Below are 21720 nucleotides of genomic sequence, written 5' to 3'. Positions count from 1 at the left end.
AGGTTTTCTCATTTTTAGAACAAGCACTCTCATAAAATAAAAGATGGTGCTCATTTCTTAACACCATCTTTTGCTTTATGCTTTTGCAAGCGTATTTAAATAGCTTACTGCTTGAAGTACCGCAGTACTTCCTTCTCCTACTGCTTTTGCAACTTGAAATGGTTTTCCTGTACAATCTCCTGCTGCATAAACACCTGGTAAATTTGTCTCCATCATACGATTGACACGTATGGATTTATTATCTAGCTCTAAACCGCTTAATAATTTAGTGGTAGGAATATTATCTTTAATAATAAAGACACCGCTGACATCTAAGCTTCCTTCTGCTAGATCAAGTCCCTTTACTACTTGCTCTCCAAAAATACGTTTAGGTCTAGCTTTAAGCACCTCTATACGTCCATCTAAATGACTAATTTCTTTATAAAGTGGAATATAGTAAACTTGCTCACATACTTCTGCTAGATAATTAGCATCCTCTTCTGCATGAATAGAATCACCAATTACAACAACTGCCTTTCCTCTATAAAGTGGGCCATCACAGGTTGCACAATAACTTACACCTCTACCCAGAAATTCATTTTCACCTTCTAAAACAGCTGTCTTCGTTAAACCATTGGCTAAAATAACTGTTTTAGCTTCAATGAATTCATTTTCTACATTTAAAGTATAATAATTACCCATTTGAAAAATCTCAATGACCTTTTTATTTTCAATTTCTACACCTAAGTCTTTTGCATGACTCGTAAATGTTTCCATCATTTCTTTACCAGATACGCCTAGCATCCCTATATAATTATCAACTCGTTCAGCTTTATATATATAGCTAGTAGATGGTGGATTACCAAATACTTTTACTTTTTTATTACGAATAACCCCTGTGATAGCTGCAGAAAGTCCTGCTGGGCCAGCACCAATAATGGCTATATCTAACATGCCTTTACCTCCATTCTTATCTCTGCACACTTGATAGTGCTACTTTAATTATATTATGAATCTCATTACTTTGTCATCCTTTATTCAAATATTCCTTTACAAAGCTGACAAGCTGTTGGTGTGCTGGCTACTCCTCCCAGTGCTGTTTCTCTTAATTCACTGGGCATACTATGACCTACACGATACATAGCTTCTACCGTCTCATCAAAAGGAATCAAATGTGAAATACCACATAATGTCATTTCTGCACTTATTAAAGCATTGGCGACGCCCATAGCATTACGCTTTTGACAAGGTGCTTCTACAAGCCCTGCAATAGGATCACAAACAAGTCCTATAATATTGGTTAAAGCTGTGGAAGCTGCATCTAAACATTGTTTAGGTGTACCACCTCTTAACTCACATACAGCAGAAGCTGCCATAGCTGATGCTGCACCTACTTCAGCTTGGCAACCACCTTCTGCCCCTGATACAGTTGCATTGCGTGTAATTAAATAACCTACTGCCCCTGCATTAAATAATGCTTTTACCACTTGTTCTTCACTTAAATGAAAAGCTTCTTGAATGGCAATTAAAGCACCTGGAATAACACCTGAAGAACCTGCTGTAGGTGCTGCCACAATAAGCCCCATAGAGCTATTGACCTCTAATACACCTACTGCATAGCTAATGGCTTTACGCATTAAATCACCACATACAGAAGACTCCTCTTTGAAAAAGAGCTTTTTACTTTCTCCACCTATTAAGCCACCCATAGAAACAAGTTCTTCTGTCAAGGCACGCTTTACGGCTTTTTTCATGATATCATAAGCATGTGCCATTTGCCCTAATACTTTAGTTTCGTTGTGGTGAAATAGTTCCATTTCTCTTTCTAGCATAGCTTCTGACAAAGTATAATTTTTTTCTTCACATAATGCAAGTAATTCTTTACTATTTATAAAATTCATAAGCTGCTCCTCTATAAGTTAATCTTTTTAGCATATTGTACAGCTGAATTTTCCATAATCGCTGCTAAAACTTCATCACAAATCAGTTGATCTGTTTCAATAATGGTAGAGGCTACTTCTCCTTTTGCTTGACGATAAGACCTCATATAAGCAATATTAATTTGCCATTCACTTAAACACTGTGTAATATGCGCTACAACACCTGCCCTATCTTCATGATTAATAAATAAAGTTTCATATTCTCCATCAAAGAAAACTTCCATACCATTAACCTTATCAATACTAATGGCACCACCACCTATAGAAGATCCTACTATACTAAAAGGGCGCCCCTTTTCATCTTCTACTATAATTTCTACTGTGTTGGGGTGTTTAATATGTTCATCATTACTAGTTTCGAAAATATAATGAAGCCCTGCTTCCTTGGCATAAGAAAAGGCTTCTTTTATACGTTCATCTTCTTGTCCCATTCCTAATAGTCCAGCCACTAAGGCTCTATCTGTCCCATGTCCTCTATAGGTTTTAGCAAAAGAACCATATAAAACGAAGGTTACCTTAGAAATGATTTCAGGTGCTAGCTTATAAGCTACTCTTGCTATTTTAAGAGCGCCGGCCGTATGTGAACTAGATGGACCAATCATATTAGGCCCGATAATGTCAAATACACTTAATTCTTTCATCTGTCATCCTCTTTATTGTAAAATTTTAACTTCTCTATTATACCTAAACAGCTTTTTAAGGTCAAAAAAAAGATGTCTTCTATAGAATCAGTTTCTACATGAAAACATCTTTTTATGAGTTTGTTTTTCATTATGTATTATTTGTTATTTTTACCGAATTTCGCTTCTTTTAGTGCTTTTGGCATTTCTGGTTCAAAGAAAATGAAAACTGATTTAGAACCACTTGCACCTTCTACTGCTTTTTCTGCTGCTTTTGCAATTCCTTTTAACATTGTCTTTCTAATTTCCATTTGAAATACCTCCTTTGAATTTGTGTAATAAGAAGTGAAATCATAACGATGACCTGGCTCCAAACTATTACTAACCATATATCAACTTTCCCTAGATTAAATAAAATACCTACTAGGCTCACGAAACCGTACAATATAAAGAAAAATCTTGCTCTTTTTTTTCTAAGCACCATTTCCTCTTGTGTTTTAGGGTTTTTATCACTATTTAGAGAACCAGTGACCAGATTATACATCATTGCTATTACACCTATTACTGCCAACAACATCGTATCTTGCAAGATTTTATTTGAGACCAAATACATCACTGCGCAATATGACATACATGATAACAAATAACATTGCCAATACCGATTAGCATGATAACCCCCTGTATAATGACGCATACTAGCTAGTATCAGAAGAAATACTATAGTTAAACCTATTTTCCCCAAAAGAAACCCTAAAACTACTATTGTACTTGTTGTGATGATTGTCATTAAGATTAAATAAATGCCATAATCATATATAGGTTGGTCTTCTTTTTTGATAATTTGAGCAAAAACCAACCGATTCGATATATGATGACATACAGTCTGTAGCATTCTCCTCACCTCTGCTTTTATTATAACACTATTTTTCAAAAAATGTATAAATTGGCGCGAATAGTATATTTTTTGGCGCGAATAGTTAAAGTAAAACATTTTTAATCATTATTGATAATAAAAACTGATTATTTTCATACTTCCATTCCAAATTTCCACCATATTTTTCTACAATTGTGCGCATACTCAGCATTCCAATACCATGTCTTGATTTATCTTTTTTTGTTGTTATTAATTGTTTATTATCCATTGCTTCTTTTTTTACACTATTACTTACATCAATTAATAAATACTCTTTATGCATTTTTAAAGATAAGCTTGCTTTTCTTTTTTCTTTATCTTCTATTTGACGACAGGCTTCTATGGCATTATCTAAGCTATTACATAAAAGGGCACACAAATCCATTTGATTAATATTTAACTCCTCATCTAATCCACCACTTACTATCAGGTCTATATTCTGAGCTTTTGCTAGCATGAATTTTTGATTAATAACAACATCTGCCATTTCATTTCCTGTTTTAATTCCCATATAGGTAGTTTGGCAACTAGCATTCATATTTTTAATATAGGCTCTAGCCTTCTCTATATTACCCATTTGCAAAAGCATATCAATGCAGCTCATATGATTATTAAAATCATGCCATATTTTACGTACTTCCTTATTCATTTCGTCCTTTTCTAGGGTAGCTTTTATAAGGACTTCATTTTGATATTGAACGACCTCATATTCTTTTTCTTTATTAATCCAATCACTTAACTTTTGTACTGTATAATAAATAATAATATTATCTAAAAAAATCCCTACTGCAGTTAGTGTAATAAATAAGTTAATGGAACCAGATATACTTCCTAATACCTTAAAAAAAACTACTGATAAAAAGTAAATACTAATTAAAGATATAAAAAAACCACATCCCATTAGTCCTCTTACTTGAGGCGTTAATTGATAAAGTTTATTTTTCTCTAGCTCTATAAATATTTTTACTATTCCAATTAATAGTAGCTTACTTATAAGCCCTAATTGAATATAAAAGTAAGTTGTTTGATAATCCATTAACTGATTAACTATTGGATTATTTCCCCCAAATACAGTAATTACAAGTAAATCTAATAAATAAAGAATAACTAAATAAAATATTGTAAATATAGCTTCTTCTAAAATATCTTTTTTAAAGGCATAGTGTGCAATACAAAGCAAAATTACTATATGAATGATTAGCACTAAAGGCCATGACACCCCTAATGGTTTTGTAATATATACTCCTATACCACCGATTATATACATCATCCATCGTTTATTGACAGGATGATTTTGTGTTTTTCCGAATCTTGCAGACATAAAACCGTAGTACATAACCACCTCAATAAATCCCATCATATAATCTATTAAACTAAAAATAATCTTTTCCATTCTTACTCCCCCTGCCTAATATGGTTTTTATATGCAGAAAAAACCTGTTGCATTCTATATCTACTCATAACTAGTAATTCATTATTATCTAAAATAACCTTCTGTTCCTCTATAGTCTTTATATAACCTAGATTAACCATGCAACCCCTATGAATTTTCGTAAAACCCTTATTTTCAAATTGCTCCTCAACATCCTTCATACGCCGTATCGTTGTTTTATAACACGCTTGAATTGTATGTACTTCAACATGACGGTTGACACACAGAAAATACATGATATCCTTAACTAATAATTTAATCCATCCTTCCTCTGTTTTGATTATATAGCATTCTGTCTGCGCTCTCATCTTTTTTAAAGCACTCTGAATGCACTCTTCGATTTCCTCTTTAAAATGACTTTTACGTACATATCTGAATGCACCAACTTTAAAGCTTTCAAAAACCCGTGTCGTTATCCCTGTTAAAAATACAATTAATAGCTCCTGATTAATCTCTCTTATTAATCTTGCAACTTCTATTCCATCTTTTCCAGGCATATCTATATCTAAAATGACTATATCAAAAAAATAAGGCACTTCATTGAATACCTTTATAAAAGCTTCACTACACGAAAATTGATGAACTTTAATATCTACATTCAATACTGATAGATAATACTCAATATATAGCGTGGCAGATTCTAAGAAATCCTTATTATCATCACATATTATTAAGTTAATCATCTAATCACCCCATTTAATTCTATACAATTTTTGTATTATTTTCAACATTTTTAATTCATATTTTATTCATATTTGACACATTACAACATCGACTATGTTTACATGTGGCTATATAACTATGTTATAATAAAATAAACTGTAACTATTTTTAGGAGTTTAAAATATGACCATCACTTCACTTTATTATGAACGTACCGCTGAAACACTTATAAAGAATTTACAAAAGCGCCATATAGAAGGCCATTATGTATCGTCTAAGGAAGAAGCCATTCAAAAAGCATTTTCTCTTTTAAAAAATAGTGAACTTATTTCTTGGGGTGGCTCTATGACATTGGCTGAAATAGGTCTTATTCCTGCTCTAGAAGCAGCAGGATGTTATACCCTATTAGACCGTTCCAAGGTACCTAATGAGCAAGTAGAAGAACTCTATCATCGTGCTTTTTTTGCTGATACCTATTTTATGAGTACAAATGCCATCACTCTTGAGGGTGAACTTATCAATATTGATGGTACTGGTAATCGTGTTGCCTCACTTATTTATGGACCTAAACAAGTCATTATTATTGCCGGCATGAATAAAGTAGCTAGAAATCAAACAGAAGCTCTTTCTCGTATACATAATGCAGCTTGTCCTCAGAACGCTATTCGCCTTAGTAAAAACACACCTTGTGCTTTAACTGGTGTTTGTCAAGATTGTTTAAGTCCAGATTGTATTTGTATGCAAACGGTTATTACACGTAATAGTAAACCAGCCGGTCGTATTAAAGTCATTCTAGTAGGTGAAAATCTAGGTTATTAAGTAACCCTTAAATAGCCATTTTTTCTAGAGGTAAATGTTGACAAACGTCATCCTACATGCTATTATAATAAAGCGCTTAACAAAGAGCGCTCTGCTCTCATGGCTCAGGCGGTAGAGCGTCACCTTGGTAAGGTGGAGGCCACGGGTTCAAGTCCCGTTGAGAGCTTTACTATTCAAAGGATACAAGTTATTACTTGTATCCTTTTTTGTCAGTCAATAAATATTTATGTTTATCGACGTATAATATCAGTATTTTTTAATAAGAGGTACCATTGACTCTATTTGTTATAAATTCTTACTTTATAAATTTTTCAGACTTATAATTTATTTTTATAAGAAAATACATTTAATATTAAAATGATTCATATTATTATGTATATATATAAGTTATTAAGGAGTATAGCGTAATGATATTAAAAATTTTTAAGAAATACGAATTTCCTCTTATGTACATTGTATTTATAACTACTATATATATTACTTACAGGTTATTAAACGTAGCCATTTAACCAGTTATATACTTAAATGAATGCCCAGTTACTAGCTTTATAAAAAAGGGTATAAACATTAAAAATAAATGTTTATACCCTTTTTTGTGACTCTTTTTAGTTATTGAAGACTTTTATTGAATTCAAAAATGTTTTCTATTTCATTATCTGTCTCGTCATAACATTTCACATCCGCTCCTGCAATGTATCCAATGGAATCACGGTCCAAAACTGTAGCTCTTATTTTAAGTAAGTCCTCCTCACTCATGGGTAAATCAACTACCTTTGTTTCTTGATCTCTAGTACAGACCATCTTAACTTTCATTTTACTCACCTTTCTTCCTTCTATATTAAACTTCCATAATAATTGGCAAAATAGCGGGCCTTCTTTTTGTTTTTTCATATAAAAGTTGCTCTACCACCTTTTTAATGCTCGTTTTTAAAATATGCCATTCTGTCATTTGATAAGCAAGACACATCTCTAATTCTTTATTAGCTACAGCTTTTACTTCTTCTATTAAATCCTCTGAATCCTTGGCATAAACAAAGCCTCTGGTAATAATATCAGGACCACTCATAATAGAGCAAGTTTCTAAATCAATGGCTGCTACTACTATGAGCATCCCCTCTTCTGCTAAATGCTTACGATCCCTGAGTACAATATTACCTACATCTCCTATACCAATACCATCTACTAAAATATTTCCTGCCCTTACTCTTCCGGTCACTCCAGCTGTTACCTTACTTACTTCTAAAACCTCCCCATCTTCTAAAATAAAGATATTATCCTGAGCCATTCCCATTTGCCTTGCTAAATTGCGATGATGAATCAGATGCCTATATTCACCATGAGCTGGCATAAAATACTGCGGATGCGTTAAAGTATGCATGAGCTTAAGCTCTTCTTGATATGCATGACCTGATACATGAACCTCTTCTAAATCCTTATATATGACTTGAGCTCCTTTTTTATAAAGCTCATTAATCACTTTTGAAACTAATTTATCATTTCCTGGAATAGGTGAAGCAGAGATAATAAATAAATCATTGGGTTCTATTTGAATGAATCGATGTTTTCCAAAGGCAATACGTGCCAGCGCTGCCATAGGTTCCCCTTGGCTTCCTGTCGTAATAATAGTCATTTGATCATTAGGGTAGTTCTTCATTTGTTCAACTTCTATTAAAGTAGTCTCTGGCACACTCAAATACCCTAAACTTCTGGCTACTTTCGTTATGTTTTCCATACTTCTGCCACTAAAAGCTACTTTACGTCCATAAAGCACCGCTGCATTAATAATCTGTTGAATACGATGAATATTGGATGCAAAGGTCGCAACAATAATACGTCCTTTCACATTGTCAAATAAACGCTCTAAGGTCTTACCAATAGTTACTTCTGATGGAGAGTGTCCTTTACGTTCTACATTAGTGCTATCTGCTAAAAGGAGTAATATGCCTTCTTTTCCCAATTCACCAATCCGCTGTAAATCCATTCCCTTCTGATCAACAGGTGTATAATCCACTTTAAAGTCCCCTGTATGAAAAATAATTCCTTCAGGTGTATGCACTGCAATACAACACGCACCGGCAATACTATGTGTACTTCTCACAAACTCTACCTTTATTTGTTCTAAAGCAATCACGTCACCAGCTTCCACGCAGTGACATTCACTTTTTGTTAGGAGACCGTGTTCTTGGAGTTTGTTTTCTATAATGCCTAAAGTAAGAGGAGTTCCATACAAGGGAATGTTCATTTGTTTTAATATATAGGGAACTGCACCTATATGATCTTCATGTCCATGAGTGAAAAAGATACCTTTTACTTTATTCTTATTTTGTAATAAGTACGTAATATCAGGAATAACCAAATCTACCCCATACATTTGTTCGTCTGGAAAACCCATGCCACAGTCAATCACTATGATTTCTTCTTCATACTCTATAACGGTTATATTTTTGCCAATACTTCCAAGCCCTCCAAGAGGAATGACTTTCACAGCATTTTTCATCTTTCATCCTCGCTTTATTACTTTTATACTTAGTATAACTTTTTCCTAAAAAAGTATGTAGTGTTATTTTTAAATGAGACAAATGATAAAGTTACTTGCCATTAAGCTTTGATAAAATTTCCATATTGAAATACTTACATTAAGCTCATACTAAATTTGAATTTTTATTCTTAATCATTTATTACTTTTAGGAGGTATTGTCATGTCTTTCCCTAACCATTTTAAAGCGCAACAACAAACAAGGCATCCTGGTTTTGAATACGAAATGCAACCACTCCCCATTTTTGATGATGAAACGACTCTTCCAAATGGTAGTTTACTCCAAGAACAAGTAGCTATTATTACAGGTGGTGATAGTGGTATTGGACGTGCTGTAGCAGTGGCTTATGCCAAGCAAGGAGCTGATGTTGCCATTGTTTACTATAATGAAGATAAAGATGCAGAGGATACACAAAAAGCTGTTGAAGCTTATGGCCAAAGCTGTCTTCTTATTAAAGGTGATCTCACAGAAGAAACTTTCGCTACAGAAGTAGTCACAAAAGTCATGGATACCTATAAGCATATCGATATCCTAGTCAATAATGCTGCTGTCCAATATGAAAACTCAAGTTTACAAGCCATTACTACCGAACAGTTTGATAAAACTTTTAAAACTAATGTATATGGCACTTTTTATATGACTAAGGCCGTCTTACCGCATCTCAAATCAGGTGCATGCATTATTAATACAACTTCTGTCGTCGCTTTTCATGGTCATGAAAAACTCATCGATTACTCCATGACCAAAGGTGCCATTACAGCTTTCACGCGCTCCCTTTCTATGGCTCTTACAAAATCAAAGTCTGGTATACGTGTTAATGCTGTTGCACCAGGTCCTATTTGGACACCTTTTATTCCTTCTAGTTTTGATGTAAGCAGCATTCCTGCTTTTGGTACTACCACGCCACTAGGTCGTGCTGGTCAACCCATAGAATGTGCAGGTGCTTATGTTTTCTTAGCTTCTAAAGCTGCTAGTTATATAACAGGACAAACCATTCATATTAATGGTGGAGAAATTATTAATGGCTAATCCTACTTTTTTATGAAGAAAATTGATAACCTATCTTTAATGTTATAAATAGCGTTTAAAAATATTTTTATTTTCTATTAGGGATTCCACTTGTAGCTAACATATATATAAGTGTAAAAACAAATCAAACAACTTCCTCAGCATAATCACCGCAACATTAACTTGAGGAACTGACCGGGCCTCGTAAGTTTCAATCTGTTGCTACAGATACCTCTGTCTCCAAGGAAAATGTCACTAGTACGCTGACAGGGAGACGCCATTTATAAGTTGCCAAAAACGTTTTTACATCTTGTATGATTCAAATAAAGTTTTAACCAGAGTCTTAAGGCCTTGGCACCTAGCTTAGGGCAGCCCGGCCAAGACTTTAAGGAGCTCCTCACTCATTGGTTTAACTTTTATGATGTTGCTACCTATGCCTTATGAAACTTCATACTGTGCTGAGGAGCCATTGCTGTGTCTTTTTTAAGAAATGGGTAGCATGTTATAGAAGTTAAATAAGAGTCTGGCACAAAAAAGGTAATCCTCACTGTGATACTTCACTGAAAGGATTACCTTTTTTGTTGAATTTTTATTTGCTAAACTTAATAAGCTTTTCTATAATAAATATTTAATATGACTTTAATTTCTTTTTCTATTTGCAATAAGATAAATACCAATAGCAATAAGACCAATAGACCATACTAAAGAACCATTAAACCATCTAAAAAAATTGGTACTCATTTCATCTAAAGCAGAAATTAATAAAATACCTACTGGAATTAATAAGAAATTATTACGAGAACCAAACCAATAGAGCTGAAATAACCCTAATGCTACACCTAGTTCCCCTGCTGGAAAGTGTGTAAAGAATAGACCTCCAAATAAGGCCTCTAAAAAGCTAAACAATCCTACTACTGTAAAAATACCTCCTGGAACAAGAATGCCTGGTGACCTCCTTGTGGTAAAATACTGCCACTCAAAATATAACCCCAGTGCTAAAATACCTAAATCCCAGAAAGAAATATAACCAAATAAATTAATATTAAAAACTTGTTTTAAGATACCACCTATCCCGATGATAATTAAAATAGCCGCTAAAATAATATTTGTTTCTTTTTTTCCCATTACTATTCTCCCCATTTCCTTTATGTTAAGTGTTTGTAAGATTAATATAACTCCTCTTTATGAGAAATTGATATGTCCAAGATTAATATTTCATGAGAAAATGCTTATTCCTCTTATAGATTTTATTTCTCTCTATATACTTATATCTGATTAAATTCGCCGTATGAAGGCAATCAATCATTTTTAAATAAGACAAAAAGCAGAAATCCTTATAGGGTTTCTGCTTTTTTGCTATTAACTATTCCTTATTTGTATATTTTATACTATTTCACGCAATACTCAGCTAAGTAAGCTTCCATTCTTGCTTTCATTGCATCATCAATATATACTTTTCCATCAATCTCTACGTTGTGGATTGTATCAATAATTTCTCTAACAGTTACGATTGGATATGTTTTAATACCAAATTCTGTTTCGATTTCTTGAATGGCTGTTTTATCTCCTTGACCTCTTTCCATTCTATCTACAGAGATAATAAGTCCTTCAATTTGTACATCTGCAGCGCCTCTAAGGATTGGGAAGACTTCTCTTACTGCTGTTCCTGCTGTGATAACGTCTTCAACGATGAGTATTTTGTCACCATCTTGAAGCTTGTATCCCACCATAGAGCCACCTTCACCGTGGTCTTTTTCTTCTTTTCTATTGAAGCAGTAGTTAAGATCTTTATCAAATTCATTTGATAGTGCAATAGCTGTAGCTACTGATAATGGAATCCCTTTGTAAGCTGGTCCAAAAAGAGCATCTACATCTCCTTTACCATTTTCCATAATGCTTTTAGCATAGAATTCACCAAGTCTAGCTGCTTGTGCACCTGTTTTGTAGTTTCCTGTATTGACGAAGTAAGGTGTTTTACGACCGCTTTTTGTGGTGAAATCTCCAAAAGTTAATACCCCTGATCTTACCATAAACTCGATAAACTCTTTTTTGTAGCTCATTTTCTTCATCCCTTCGATTATTGTTTTTTCTTTATATTAAGTTTCATAGTATGACTATAGCACTTAAACCTATAGAATAGCTTTAAAACTATTTTACACTACTACTTATTCTCTTTAAAGCTATTCTCTGTTTAAAAAGAAAGGAGAGTGGCCTCTCCTTATTCAATGTATTCTCATCATATATTTGCCTGGCTCATCAATTACTTTTTATTGTAAGCTCCTAATTACTTTTATTTTCCGCAAAAAAACTTGTGGGTGAGAGAAATGGTCTGTCCGTAGATGTGACTTGGTAGTATTTTCTAGAAGCACTTAGTGAACTTTTTTGATGGTCCTTAGCGAGACTGTTTGAGCGCTAGCGAGTTTCGAGCGTTCATCAAAAAAACGAACTTAGTGCTTCAGAAAATACGAAGCGGAACATCGGAGGATAGACCATTTATCTCATCCCCCACCACACTTTTTTTGTTCTTTTAACCTTGAAAAGCATCTCTAATTTCTTGTAAGTTTTTAAATCCATAACGTTCCATATAGTCAATAAGCTCTCTCTTAATATCAACAGGTGCTGTTGGATTCGCAAAAGCTGCTGTTCCTACTGAAATAGCATCTGCTCCTGCCATAAGGAATTCTACTACGTCTTCTCCTGTCATAATACCACCAAGCCCAATGATTGGAATATTAACTGCTCTTCTTACTTGGTAAACCATTCTTACTGCTACTGGTTTAACAGCTGGACCTGAGAAGCCACCCATTTTATTAGCAATCACTGGACGTTTACGATGAACATCTATTTTCATCCCTAATAAAGTATTAATAAGAGAAACTGCATTTGCTCCTTCTGCTTCTACAGACTGCGCAATAGAGGCAATATCCGTTACATTGGGTGTTAATTTAATAATAATAGGTTTAGTAGTGAGACGTTTCACTTCTCTTGTTACTTTAGATGCCATATCACAAGAAGTTCCAAAACCAATCCCACCTTCTTTCACATTAGGACAAGAAATATTAACCTCTAACATATCTACATCTGTTTCATTTAAGCGTTCTACAACGCTACAGTACTCAGTGATACTATGTCCTGCTACGTTTGCAATAATCTTTGTATCAAACTTTCTTGCAAAAGGTAATTCATGTTCAATGTAATAGTCTACTCCTGGATTTTGAAGACCTACGGCATTAATCATCCCACCATAAGTTTCTGCAATTCTAGGCACTGGATTCCCATCCCAAGGTATACTTGCAATCCCTTTGGTAATCATGGCTCCTAGTTCACTTAAATCATAAAACTCACTACTCTCATGAGGTGAGAAGGTTCCTGAAGCTGTTGTGATAGGATTTTTAAGAGTGATGCCTGCAAGGTTAACACTTAGGTCAATGCCTTTAGCTGCTGCTATTTGATCAATATCTGTTAGCTTACTCATCCCACTTCACCTCGCTTCCTAAGAAAACAGGACCATCTTTACATACTTTTTTATGTTCAAAGCCCTTTTCTGTATTCGCTTTTGTTTTGCAAACACACCCTACGCATGCACCATAACCACAGCCCATACGTTCTTCAAGCGAAACTTGAACAGGCACATCAACTTCAGCACAATAAGCTGCTAATGCCTTAAGCATAACTTTAGGTCCACAGCTATAGAAATAATCGCCTTTAATGCCTTCAGCCTTAATAAGTTCAATCACATTTCCTTTAAAGCCTACTTTTCCACTATCTGTAGCAACATATACTTTTACGCCTAAGTTTTCTAATTCCTTTACTAAGAAAGGGTCATCTCTAAAACCTAACACAGCGATTTTTTCACCTGGAATATGCTTAGCAAGTTCCACTAATGGTGGTACACCAATACCGCCACCCACTAAAACAGAAACCAGTGCTTCTTGTACGTCATAGCCATTTCCAAGTGCACTACTGATACGAATGGTATCTCCTGTTACAAGCTTAGAAAACTCTTTTGTCCCTTCTCCTACCACACCATATACTAGTGTAATAGTCGTTTCACCTACTTCACAAATACTGATTGGTCTAGGCAATAATGTACTTTTAGATTCTGGATACACATTAACGAATTGTCCATATTTTGCATTTTCAGCTACTTCTGGTGCTTCTATAATCATTTTAAAAATCATAGAGGCAATTTCGCCTTGCCCTATTATTTTTCCATTTACAACTTGTTTACTCATGACGACTTACTCCCATATCATAGATATCTGTTTGCTCTGTAGTCATTTGCTTAGATACTATATCAGCTAGTGCTCTTACAGTGTCTAATGAGGTTAAGATTTGAATAGAAGATTCGATTGCTAAACGTCTGATTTTGAAACCATCACGTTTAGAGTCATTCCCTTTAGTAGGTGTGTTAACTACAAGGTCAATTTTACCACTTCTAAGAAGTTTAAAGATTTCATCTGTTTCTTCTACAAATTTATTCCCTTTCACTGGTGATAGTTTTTCTACCACTCTCGCTTCAATGCCGTTTTCTTGTAATTTCTTAGCTGTACCTTCCGTTGCAACGAATTTGTATCCCATGCTCGCAAAGCGTTTTGCAATCGTTACAAACTCATCTTGATCGTATTTTTGAATCGTTGCAAAGATGGTACCACCTTGCATTGGAAGAGATTTACCTGCTGCAATAAAGCCTTTATAAAGTGCTTCCTCTACTGTTGTACCCACACCAAGAACTTCTCCTGTTGATTTCATTTCTGGTCCAAGACTTACTTCTACTCTTGGTAATTTCTCTGTAGAGAACACTGGTACTTTTACAGCATAGAAGTCTTTTGGTTCTGGGTAAAGCCCTGTCCCATAACCAAGATCTGTAATTTGCTTACCAAGCATTGCTTCTACAGCAAGGTCGATAATTGGTACACCTGTTACCTTAGAAATGTAAGGTACTGTACGGCTAGAACGTGGGTTAACCTCGATAATATATAAGTCATTTTTGTATTCGATATATTGAATATTAATCATACCAAGTACTTTAAGCTCTTTCGCAAGCATTTGTGTACAAGTAATGATTTTTTCTTTAATATGGTCTGGAATATTCACACTTGGATAAAGTGTTGTACTATCTCCTGAGTGAATACCTGCTCTTTCTAAGTGTTCCATGATTCCTGGAATAAGGATGTTTTCACCATCTGAAAGGGCATCTACTTCGATTTCACGTCCCATTAGGTAACGGTCAATGAGTACTGGGTTTTCTGGGTCTCTATCAAATGCATTGATGAGGTATCTTTCTAATTGGTGTGCTTCATAAGTGATTTCCATTCCTTGACCACCCAGTACATAAGAAGGACGTACAAGTACTGGATACTCTAACTCTTCTGCTACTTTAAGACCTTCTTCAACTGACCAAATCGCTTTTCCTTTTGGACGTTTGATGTGAAGTTTTTCTAAGATTTCATCAAATTTTTCTCTATCTTCTGCTTCATCCATGTGCTTTGGGTGTGTACCAAGTACAGGAATATTCATTTTTTCACAGAATTTAGCTAGTTTAATAGCTGTTTGACCACCAAACTGAAGGATAACACCCATTGGTTTTTCTTTTAAGTAAATGTGGTAAAAATCTTCATCTGTTAATGGTTCAAAGTAAAGCTTATCTGATGTATTAAAGTCTGTACTTACTGTTTCCGGGTTGTTGTTAACGATGATTGTTTCAATGCCTTTTTTCTTAAGGGCCATAATGGCATGAACAGAGCAGTAATCAAACTCAATTCCTTGACCGATACGTATTGGACCTGAACCGATAACCATGACTTTTTGTTTATCAGATACTTCAACTTCATCTACTTCATCATAAGTTGAGTAGTAATAGGGTGATTCTGCTTCAAACTCTCCACCACAAGTATCAACCATTTTGTAAACAGGTACAATATTCCATTTAAAACGAATATCGCGAATATCATCTTCACTGACGCCGATTAAGTCAGCAATAGCTTTATCTGAGAAGCCTCTTTTCTTAAGCTTACGTAGGTATTTGGGTGTTAACTCATCAAAGCTCATTTCAGAAAGGAGCTCTTCTTGTTCTACAATCCAGCGGAATTTCTCTACAAAGAAAATATCCATGCCTGTAATTTTACATACTTGTTCTTTTCTATAGTGACGACGAAGCATTTCTGCTAGGGCGAAGATTCTTTCATCATCTGCTGTAATCACTTTTTCTTTGAGCTCGTCTAAGCTGCACTCTTCAAGCTTTTTATGTTTAAAGCTGAATTTACCAATCTCAAGTGAACGAAGACCCTTTAAGAAGGCACTTTCAAAATTGTTACCGATAGACATAATTTCACCGGTTGCCATCATCTTAGTACCAAGTGTACGTTTAGCTGTATAGAATTTATCAAATGGCCATTTTGGTATTTTACATACCACATAGTCAAGTGTTGGTTCGAAACAAGCATAAGTTTTTCCTGTTACAGTGTTTGGAATTTCATCAAGGCCGTAACCAAGTGCAATTTTAGCTGATACTCTAGCAATTGGATAACCTGTTGCTTTAGAAGCTAAAGCTGAAGAACGGCTTACACGAGGGTTAATCTCGATAACCGCATACTCAAAACTATCTGGATGCAGGGCAAGCTGTACGTTACAACCTCCTCTAATATCACAAGCTGAAATAATATCAAGTGATGCTCGACGAAGCATTTGATATTCTCTATCTGAAAGTGTTTGAGAAGGTGCTACTACGATACTATCTCCTGTATGGATACCTACTGGGTCAATGTTTTCCATATTACATACAGTAATGGCTGTACCATAGTTATCACGCATGACTTCGTATTCAATTTCTTTCCAGCCTTTGATACATTTTTCAATAAGTACTTGGTGTACACGAGATAAATGAAGACCGCTTGCACAGATCTCACGGAGCTCTTCTTCTGTTTCTGCAATACCACCACCTGTACCACCTAAGGTATAAGCTGGTCTAACAACTACTGGATAACCAATTTTCCTTGAAAAGGCTACGGCTGCTTCTACCGTTTCTACAATTTCACTTTCAATACATGGTTGATTGATACGCTTCATAAGTGCTCTAAAGAGTTCACGGTCTTCCCCTTCTTTAATAGCTGAAATTTGTGTACCAATCACACGTACATTATATTTTTCTAAAATTCCTTTATCATTTAATTCCACTGCTAAGTTAAGAGCCGTCTGACCACCTACACCTGCTAAAATGCTATCTGGTCTTTCTTTAGCAATAACTTTTTCAAGGAATTCTATTGTTAATGGCTCGATGTAAATTTTATCTGCTATTTCTTCATCTGTCATAATAGTAGCTGGGTTACTATTGACAAGGACTACTTCAATACCTTCTTCACGAATCGCTTGGCAAGCTTGTGTTCCTGAATAGTCGAATTCAGCTGCTTGACCTATAACAATAGGACCTGATCCTATAACTAATACTTTTTTGATGCTCATATCTCTAGGCATTTAATTTTCCTCCTTGCATAACAGTGATAAATTCGTCGAAAATGTGTGCTGTATCTGTTGGCCCTGGGCATGCCTCTGGGTGGAACTGAACACTGTAAATATTTAAATCTTTAAAGTACATCCCTTCTACAGTTTGGTCATTCATATTCGTATGCGTCACTACTGCACCTTCTGGAAGTTTTTCTACATAGTAGTTATGGTTTTGAGACGTAATATACACACGGTGTGTAATAAAGTCTTTAACTGGATGGTTACAACCATGGTGACCAAATTTAAGTTTTGCTGTGTTACCACCAAGAGCTAAGCAAAGTAATTGGTGTCCAAGACAAATAGCTGTAATAGGTTTTTTACCGATTAAAGCTTTCACTGTCGCTACTGTATCTGGTACATCTTTAGGATCAGCGGGACCATTTGATAAGAAGATGCCATCTGGATTAACTGCTAAGATTTCTTCAGGTTTAGCTGAAGCAGGGAAAACTGAAAGCTTGCAGCCTCTTGCTTCAAAGGAGCGAAGAATATTACTTTTAATACCACAATCAATGACAGCAATATGTGTTTTATTTCCTTCGATCACATAGCTTTCTTTAGTTGTTACTTCTGAAACAGCCATTTGGTTATTAAAAGCATCTATTTTAAGTTTGATTTGACTTGGTGTCAATTCTCTTACAGCAATGATAGCGCGCATGGTACCATGATCTCTTAATACTCTTGTTAAAGCTCTTGTATCAATACCTTCAAGTCCAATAATCTTTTGTGATTTTAAGTAACCATCTAAAGTAAGTTCACATCTAAAGTTATTTGGATAATCACTTTTTTCTCTCACAATTAGAGCACGTACATGAGATTTACTACTTTCCATATCTTCAAGGTTAATACCATAATTTCCGATAAGTGGATAAGTCATCACTACCATTTGTCCATAGTATGAAGGGTCTGTTAAGATTTCTTGATAACCTGTCATCCCTGTATTAAATACGACTTCTCCAATTGTTTCTTTAAGGTATCCGAAGGCCTTACCTTCAAAGATCATCCCATTTTCTAAAATTAATTGAGCTTTCATTAACGCATCACTCCTTGTAAGTCATCTCTCATAGCTAATACTGCTTTCTTAGCAGCTATGGCAAATTCTTTTTCTGTTACTTCTTTATCTTTTTGATAAGCTGCAATAATACCTCTTGAAGAGTTAACAATGATTCCTGAACCATTTTTATCAAAATAATCCTTTAAGTCCTCTGCTTTGCCACCTTGAGCACCATAACCTGGTACTAGGAAGAAAGTGTGTGGCATTCTTTTTCTAAGCTCTATACCTTGCTCTTTGTATGTAGCTCCTACTACAGCACCGATACGGCTATAGCCTCTAGTTCCCATAGTAAGTTCTCCCCATTTACTTACTAAGTCAGCTGAGTAATCATATACTGGTAAACCATTTACCATAAGGTCTTGAATTTCTACACCACTTGGATTACTTGTTTTTACTAAGATGAATAATCCTCTATCTTGCTCATTGCACGCTGCAATGAAAGGTTCAATTCCGTCAAATCCCATATAAGGGTTAAGCGTAACGGCATCTTCTTGCCATAAGTCAAAGTGTTCACCTTCAATTTTAACACCTGCGATATGCCCTGCATAAGCAGCTGCTGTTGATGCGATATCACCTCTTTTAATATCTCCAATAACCACTAGACCTTTTTCTTTTGCATAAGCTACTGTTTCCATATAAGCTCTTAGCCCTTCTAAGCCGTATTGTTCATACATGGCGATTTGTGGTTTGACCGATGGAATGAGAGTTGCTACCTCATCTAAAATACTTTTATTAAAACGAATAAACATCTCTGCTACAGCCTTTGGGGTTTTTCCGTAAGTTTCTAACATTTCTTCTTTTATAAAGGAAGGAATCATAGCATATGTTGGATCTAATCCCACCACTGTAGGGTTTTGAGTAGCTTCTATTTGACTTATTAAACGATCAATCATCTTTTTTACGCTCCTTTGACTTCTGAGTTTTAGAATCTATCTTTTTGAATTTTTATACATTATTATTAATAATTATTCTACCATTTTTTCAGTAAATTGCAATCTTAATTTATTTTTGATAAATAACTTTTCCATTTGCTAAGGTACAACTTACTTCTCCTTGTACAGTCATACCTATAAATGGTGAGTTTTTACTCTTTCCTGCAAAAGTAGCTTCATTAATAGTGTAAGTTGCTTCTGGGTCAAGAATAGTGATATCAGCCGTTTTTCCTACTGATAAATCACCTTTATCAATGCCTACAATCTCAGCTGGCTTTGTACTCATTTTTTCAATTAAAGCCATTGGTGAGATGAGGCCTGTTTTTACTAAGTGTGTGTAACTTAAACCAAAGCTTGTTTCTAATCCTACAATACCAAAAGGTGCTTTTTCAAACTCTACATTCTTTTCGTCATAGTGATGTGGTGCATGATCAGTTGCAATAATATCAATAGTTCCATCTATAATGGCACGTTTCATCGCTTCTACATCTTTCGTCGTACGTAATGGAGGACTCATTTTTTTGTTCGTGTCATAATCCCCTAAAATACTATCGTCTAAAGTAAAGTAGTGTGGTGCTGTTTCAGCTGTTACTTTAATGCCTTGTGCTTTTGCAAAACGGATAATTTCTAAGCTACCTTCTGTGCTAATATGGCATAAGTGAAGTGGTGTGCCTGTGTATTTAGCAAGTAAGATATCTCTTGCTACAATAATCTCTTCTGCTTCTCTTGGAATACCTTTAATACCAAAAAGCTGTGCATTTTCACCTGCATTCATGGCTCCACCTGTTAAGGTACGATCTTCTGTATGAGAGAAGATTGGTAAGTTAAATGGTTTTGCATACGCCATTGCTTTTTTCATAAGACCTGAATCCATAACTGTTTTACCGTCTTCGCTAAGCGCACAAATACCATGTTCTTTCATTTTTCCGATATCTGCTAGTGTTTCACCTTGTTGTCCTTTCGTAATGGCTCCAATTGGAAGCACATTGACCCCATTTGCTTTAGTAGCCATTGCATAAATATATTCTACAACGCACTCATTATCAATAACCGGATTTGTGTTAGGCATGCAACATACAGTTGTAAAACCACCTTTGGCTGCTGCCTTTGCACCACTTTCAATATCTTCTTTATGCTCATAACCTGGTGCTCTGAAGTGTACATGCAAGTCGATTAATCCTGGTACTACCCACTTACCTGTAGCATCAATGATTTCATTAGCTTCTTCACTGTAGTCCTTTCCTATATAAACAACTTTTCCCTCTTTAATCCAAAGGTCATTAACCTCTTCCATTTGTGTTTTAGGATTAATAATTAATCCGTTTTTGATACAAGTAATCATGCGTTTTCTCTCCCTTCTTGAAGTAATGCTAAAATAGCCATTCTCACTGCTACACCGTTGGTAACTTGCTCATCTATGACTGATACCTTGCTATCCATTAACTCTGGCATGAGTTCAACACCTCTATTAACAGGTGCTGGATGCATTAAGAGTGCATCTGGTTTTGCATATTCAAAAATCTCTTTATTTAAACCGTATATTTGGCTATATTCTCTAAGGTTAGGAAATAATCCTCCTTTTTGACGTTCTAGCTGAATACGTAATGCCATGACAATATCCGCATCTTTAACCGCCGCTTTCACATCCGTCATGACGGTGCATCCTAGTTTTTCCATACTTTGAGCTGTTAAGGTTCCTGGTCCTGCTAAGGTTACTTGTGCACCTAATTGAGTGAGTCCAAATACATTGGATCTAGCCACTCTACTGTGGGCAATATCACCAACGATTGTTACCTTTAGATTTTTAAAACCACCTTTTTTTTCATAAATGGTGTAGAAGTCTAATAATGCTTGAGTAGGATGCTCATTGGCGCCATCTCCTGCATTAATCACAGATGCTTTAACATTTTTAGCAAGTAAATGTGCTGCCCCACTCATGCCATGTCTCATAATCATATAGTTAATACCCATACTATCTAAAGTGATACCTGTGTCTACTAAGCTTTCTCCTTTTTGTACACTACTGCTAGCTACACCAAGGTCTGCTACATGTGCACCTAAATAAGTCCCTGCCATTGTAAAGGCCATACGTGTTCTTGTACTGTTTTCATAAAAAAGTGTTACAGCACTTTTCCCTTTCAATACATCTAGTTTAGCCGCTTTACCAGTTACTATTCCTTTCATGCTTTCAGCTGTTTGTAATATGGTCATGATTTCATTGACACTTAAATCTCTAATTCCTAGTAAGTCTTTTCTTCTTAGCATCTGACACCATCCCTTAATGTAAATTAAATTTTTAGCAAAATAAAAGGCAATAAAAGGA

General features: G+C 35.1%; 20 protein-coding genes and 1 tRNA gene. 3 read left to right on the top strand and 18 right to left on the bottom strand.

The features are described 5' to 3' along the window. Positions 1–75 precede the first annotated feature (75 nt). The 7 genes from EKH84_RS11610 to EKH84_RS11580 all read right to left on the bottom strand — a co-directional run bounded on the left by EKH84_RS11610 (position 76) and on the right by EKH84_RS11580 (position 5567). Positions 76–933: an NAD(P)/FAD-dependent oxidoreductase gene (locus tag EKH84_RS11610; protein ID WP_013656912.1), complete on the bottom strand. Its 858-nt coding sequence runs from the start codon at positions 931–933 to the stop codon at positions 76–78. Between the two features lie 80 nt (positions 934–1013). Continuing rightward, positions 1014–1880: an L-serine ammonia-lyase, iron-sulfur-dependent, subunit alpha gene (gene sdaAA / locus EKH84_RS11605; RefSeq protein ID WP_127066425.1), complete on the bottom strand. Its 867-nt coding sequence runs from the start codon at positions 1878–1880 to the stop codon at positions 1014–1016. An 11-nt stretch (positions 1881–1891) separates the two neighbouring features. Beyond that, positions 1892–2560: an L-serine ammonia-lyase, iron-sulfur-dependent subunit beta gene (gene sdaAB / locus EKH84_RS11600; protein WP_127066424.1), complete on the bottom strand. Its 669-nt coding sequence runs from the start codon at positions 2558–2560 to the stop codon at positions 1892–1894. A gap of 137 nt (positions 2561–2697) precedes the next feature. Next, positions 2698–2850 carry a cyclic lactone autoinducer peptide gene (locus EKH84_RS11595; protein ID WP_190283310.1) on the bottom strand — a complete coding sequence of 51 codons (153 nt, stop codon included), beginning with the start codon at positions 2848–2850 and terminating at the stop codon, positions 2698–2700. Next, positions 2826–3431, bottom strand: coding sequence for an accessory gene regulator B family protein (locus EKH84_RS11590; protein ID WP_190283309.1), 606 nt, complete (start codon positions 3429–3431; stop codon positions 2826–2828). Before EKH84_RS11590 ends, EKH84_RS11595 begins: the two co-directional genes overlap by 25 nt. 85 nt (positions 3432–3516) lie before the next feature. Beyond that, positions 3517–4845, bottom strand: a complete 1329-nt coding sequence (locus EKH84_RS11585; RefSeq protein WP_127066421.1) for a sensor histidine kinase — start codon at positions 4843–4845, stop codon at positions 3517–3519. A gap of 2 nt (positions 4846–4847) precedes the next feature. Next, on the bottom strand, positions 4848–5567 hold the full coding sequence (locus EKH84_RS11580) for a LytR/AlgR family response regulator transcription factor (protein WP_127066420.1): 720 nt from the start codon (positions 5565–5567) through the stop codon (positions 4848–4850). A gap of 163 nt (positions 5568–5730) precedes the next feature. Here EKH84_RS11580 and EKH84_RS11575 point away from each other — a divergent pair, with 163 nt between their 5' ends. Next, positions 5731–6366 (top strand): lactate utilization protein, encoded by a 636-nt coding sequence (locus tag EKH84_RS11575; protein WP_127066419.1) that lies wholly within the window; start codon positions 5731–5733, stop codon positions 6364–6366. A 93-nt stretch (positions 6367–6459) separates the two neighbouring features. Further along, positions 6460–6532 (top strand) — tRNA-Thr (locus EKH84_RS11570). 443 nt (positions 6533–6975) lie between these two features. On the opposite strand, the gene EKH84_RS11565 is transcribed toward EKH84_RS11570, so the two are convergent. Continuing rightward, complete coding sequence (locus tag EKH84_RS11565; protein WP_041713604.1) at positions 6976–7179, bottom strand: hypothetical protein; 204 nt, start codon at positions 7177–7179, stop codon at positions 6976–6978. Positions 7180–7204: 25 nt separating this feature from the next. Continuing rightward, the gene (locus EKH84_RS11560; protein WP_127066418.1) at positions 7205–8863 is read right to left on the bottom strand and encodes a ribonuclease J; all 1659 of its coding nucleotides are present in this window, start codon (positions 8861–8863) and stop codon (positions 7205–7207) included. Positions 8864–9065: 202 nt separating this feature from the next. On the opposite strand from EKH84_RS11560, the gene EKH84_RS11555 reads away from it, so the two are divergent. Then, entirely contained in the window at positions 9066–9932 is an 867-nt protein-coding gene (locus tag EKH84_RS11555; protein ID WP_127066417.1) for an SDR family oxidoreductase, read from the top strand. 618 nt (positions 9933–10550) lie between these two features. On the opposite strand, the gene EKH84_RS11550 is transcribed toward EKH84_RS11555, so the two are convergent. From EKH84_RS11550 to EKH84_RS11510, 9 genes are all read right to left on the bottom strand, one after another. Next, a complete protein-coding gene (locus EKH84_RS11550) occupies positions 10551–11036 on the bottom strand; it encodes a hypothetical protein (protein WP_127066416.1) in 486 nt (161 codons plus the stop codon). A 263-nt stretch (positions 11037–11299) separates the two neighbouring features. Beyond that, on the bottom strand, positions 11300–11971 hold the full coding sequence (gene pyrE / locus EKH84_RS11545; protein ID WP_127066415.1) for an orotate phosphoribosyltransferase: 672 nt from the start codon (positions 11969–11971) through the stop codon (positions 11300–11302). A 467-nt stretch (positions 11972–12438) separates the two neighbouring features. Beyond that, positions 12439–13386, bottom strand: coding sequence for a dihydroorotate dehydrogenase (locus tag EKH84_RS11540; RefSeq protein WP_190283308.1), 948 nt, complete (start codon positions 13384–13386; stop codon positions 12439–12441). Next, a complete protein-coding gene (locus EKH84_RS11535) occupies positions 13379–14146 on the bottom strand; it encodes a dihydroorotate dehydrogenase electron transfer subunit (RefSeq protein WP_127066414.1) in 768 nt (255 codons plus the stop codon). The genes EKH84_RS11540 and EKH84_RS11535 overlap by 8 nt, the downstream gene beginning before the upstream one ends. Further along, the gene (gene carB, locus EKH84_RS11530) at positions 14139–17384 is read right to left on the bottom strand and encodes a carbamoyl-phosphate synthase large subunit (RefSeq protein ID WP_127066413.1); all 3246 of its coding nucleotides are present in this window, start codon (positions 17382–17384) and stop codon (positions 14139–14141) included. Before carB ends, EKH84_RS11535 begins: the two co-directional genes overlap by 8 nt. Beyond that, positions 17377–18444: a carbamoyl phosphate synthase small subunit gene (locus tag EKH84_RS11525; protein WP_127066412.1), complete on the bottom strand. Its 1068-nt coding sequence runs from the start codon at positions 18442–18444 to the stop codon at positions 17377–17379. The genes carB and EKH84_RS11525 overlap by 8 nt, the downstream gene beginning before the upstream one ends. Next, positions 18444–19358, bottom strand: a complete 915-nt coding sequence (pyrF, locus tag EKH84_RS11520; protein WP_127066411.1) for an orotidine-5'-phosphate decarboxylase — start codon at positions 19356–19358, stop codon at positions 18444–18446. The genes EKH84_RS11525 and pyrF overlap by 1 nt, the downstream gene beginning before the upstream one ends. 109 nt (positions 19359–19467) lie before the next feature. Beyond that, a complete protein-coding gene (locus EKH84_RS11515) occupies positions 19468–20739 on the bottom strand; it encodes a dihydroorotase (RefSeq protein ID WP_127066410.1) in 1272 nt (423 codons plus the stop codon). Further along, on the bottom strand, positions 20736–21662 hold the full coding sequence (locus EKH84_RS11510) for an aspartate carbamoyltransferase catalytic subunit (protein ID WP_127066409.1): 927 nt from the start codon (positions 21660–21662) through the stop codon (positions 20736–20738). The genes EKH84_RS11515 and EKH84_RS11510 overlap by 4 nt, the downstream gene beginning before the upstream one ends. Positions 21663–21720 lie beyond the last annotated feature (58 nt).

Origin of the sequence: Cellulosilyticum sp. WCF-2 (genome assembly GCF_003990395.1) — a bacterium.
GTDB lineage: Bacteria > Bacillota > Clostridia > Lachnospirales > Cellulosilyticaceae > Cellulosilyticum > Cellulosilyticum lentocellum.
This window is presented reverse-complemented; position numbering and strand designations above follow the sequence as displayed.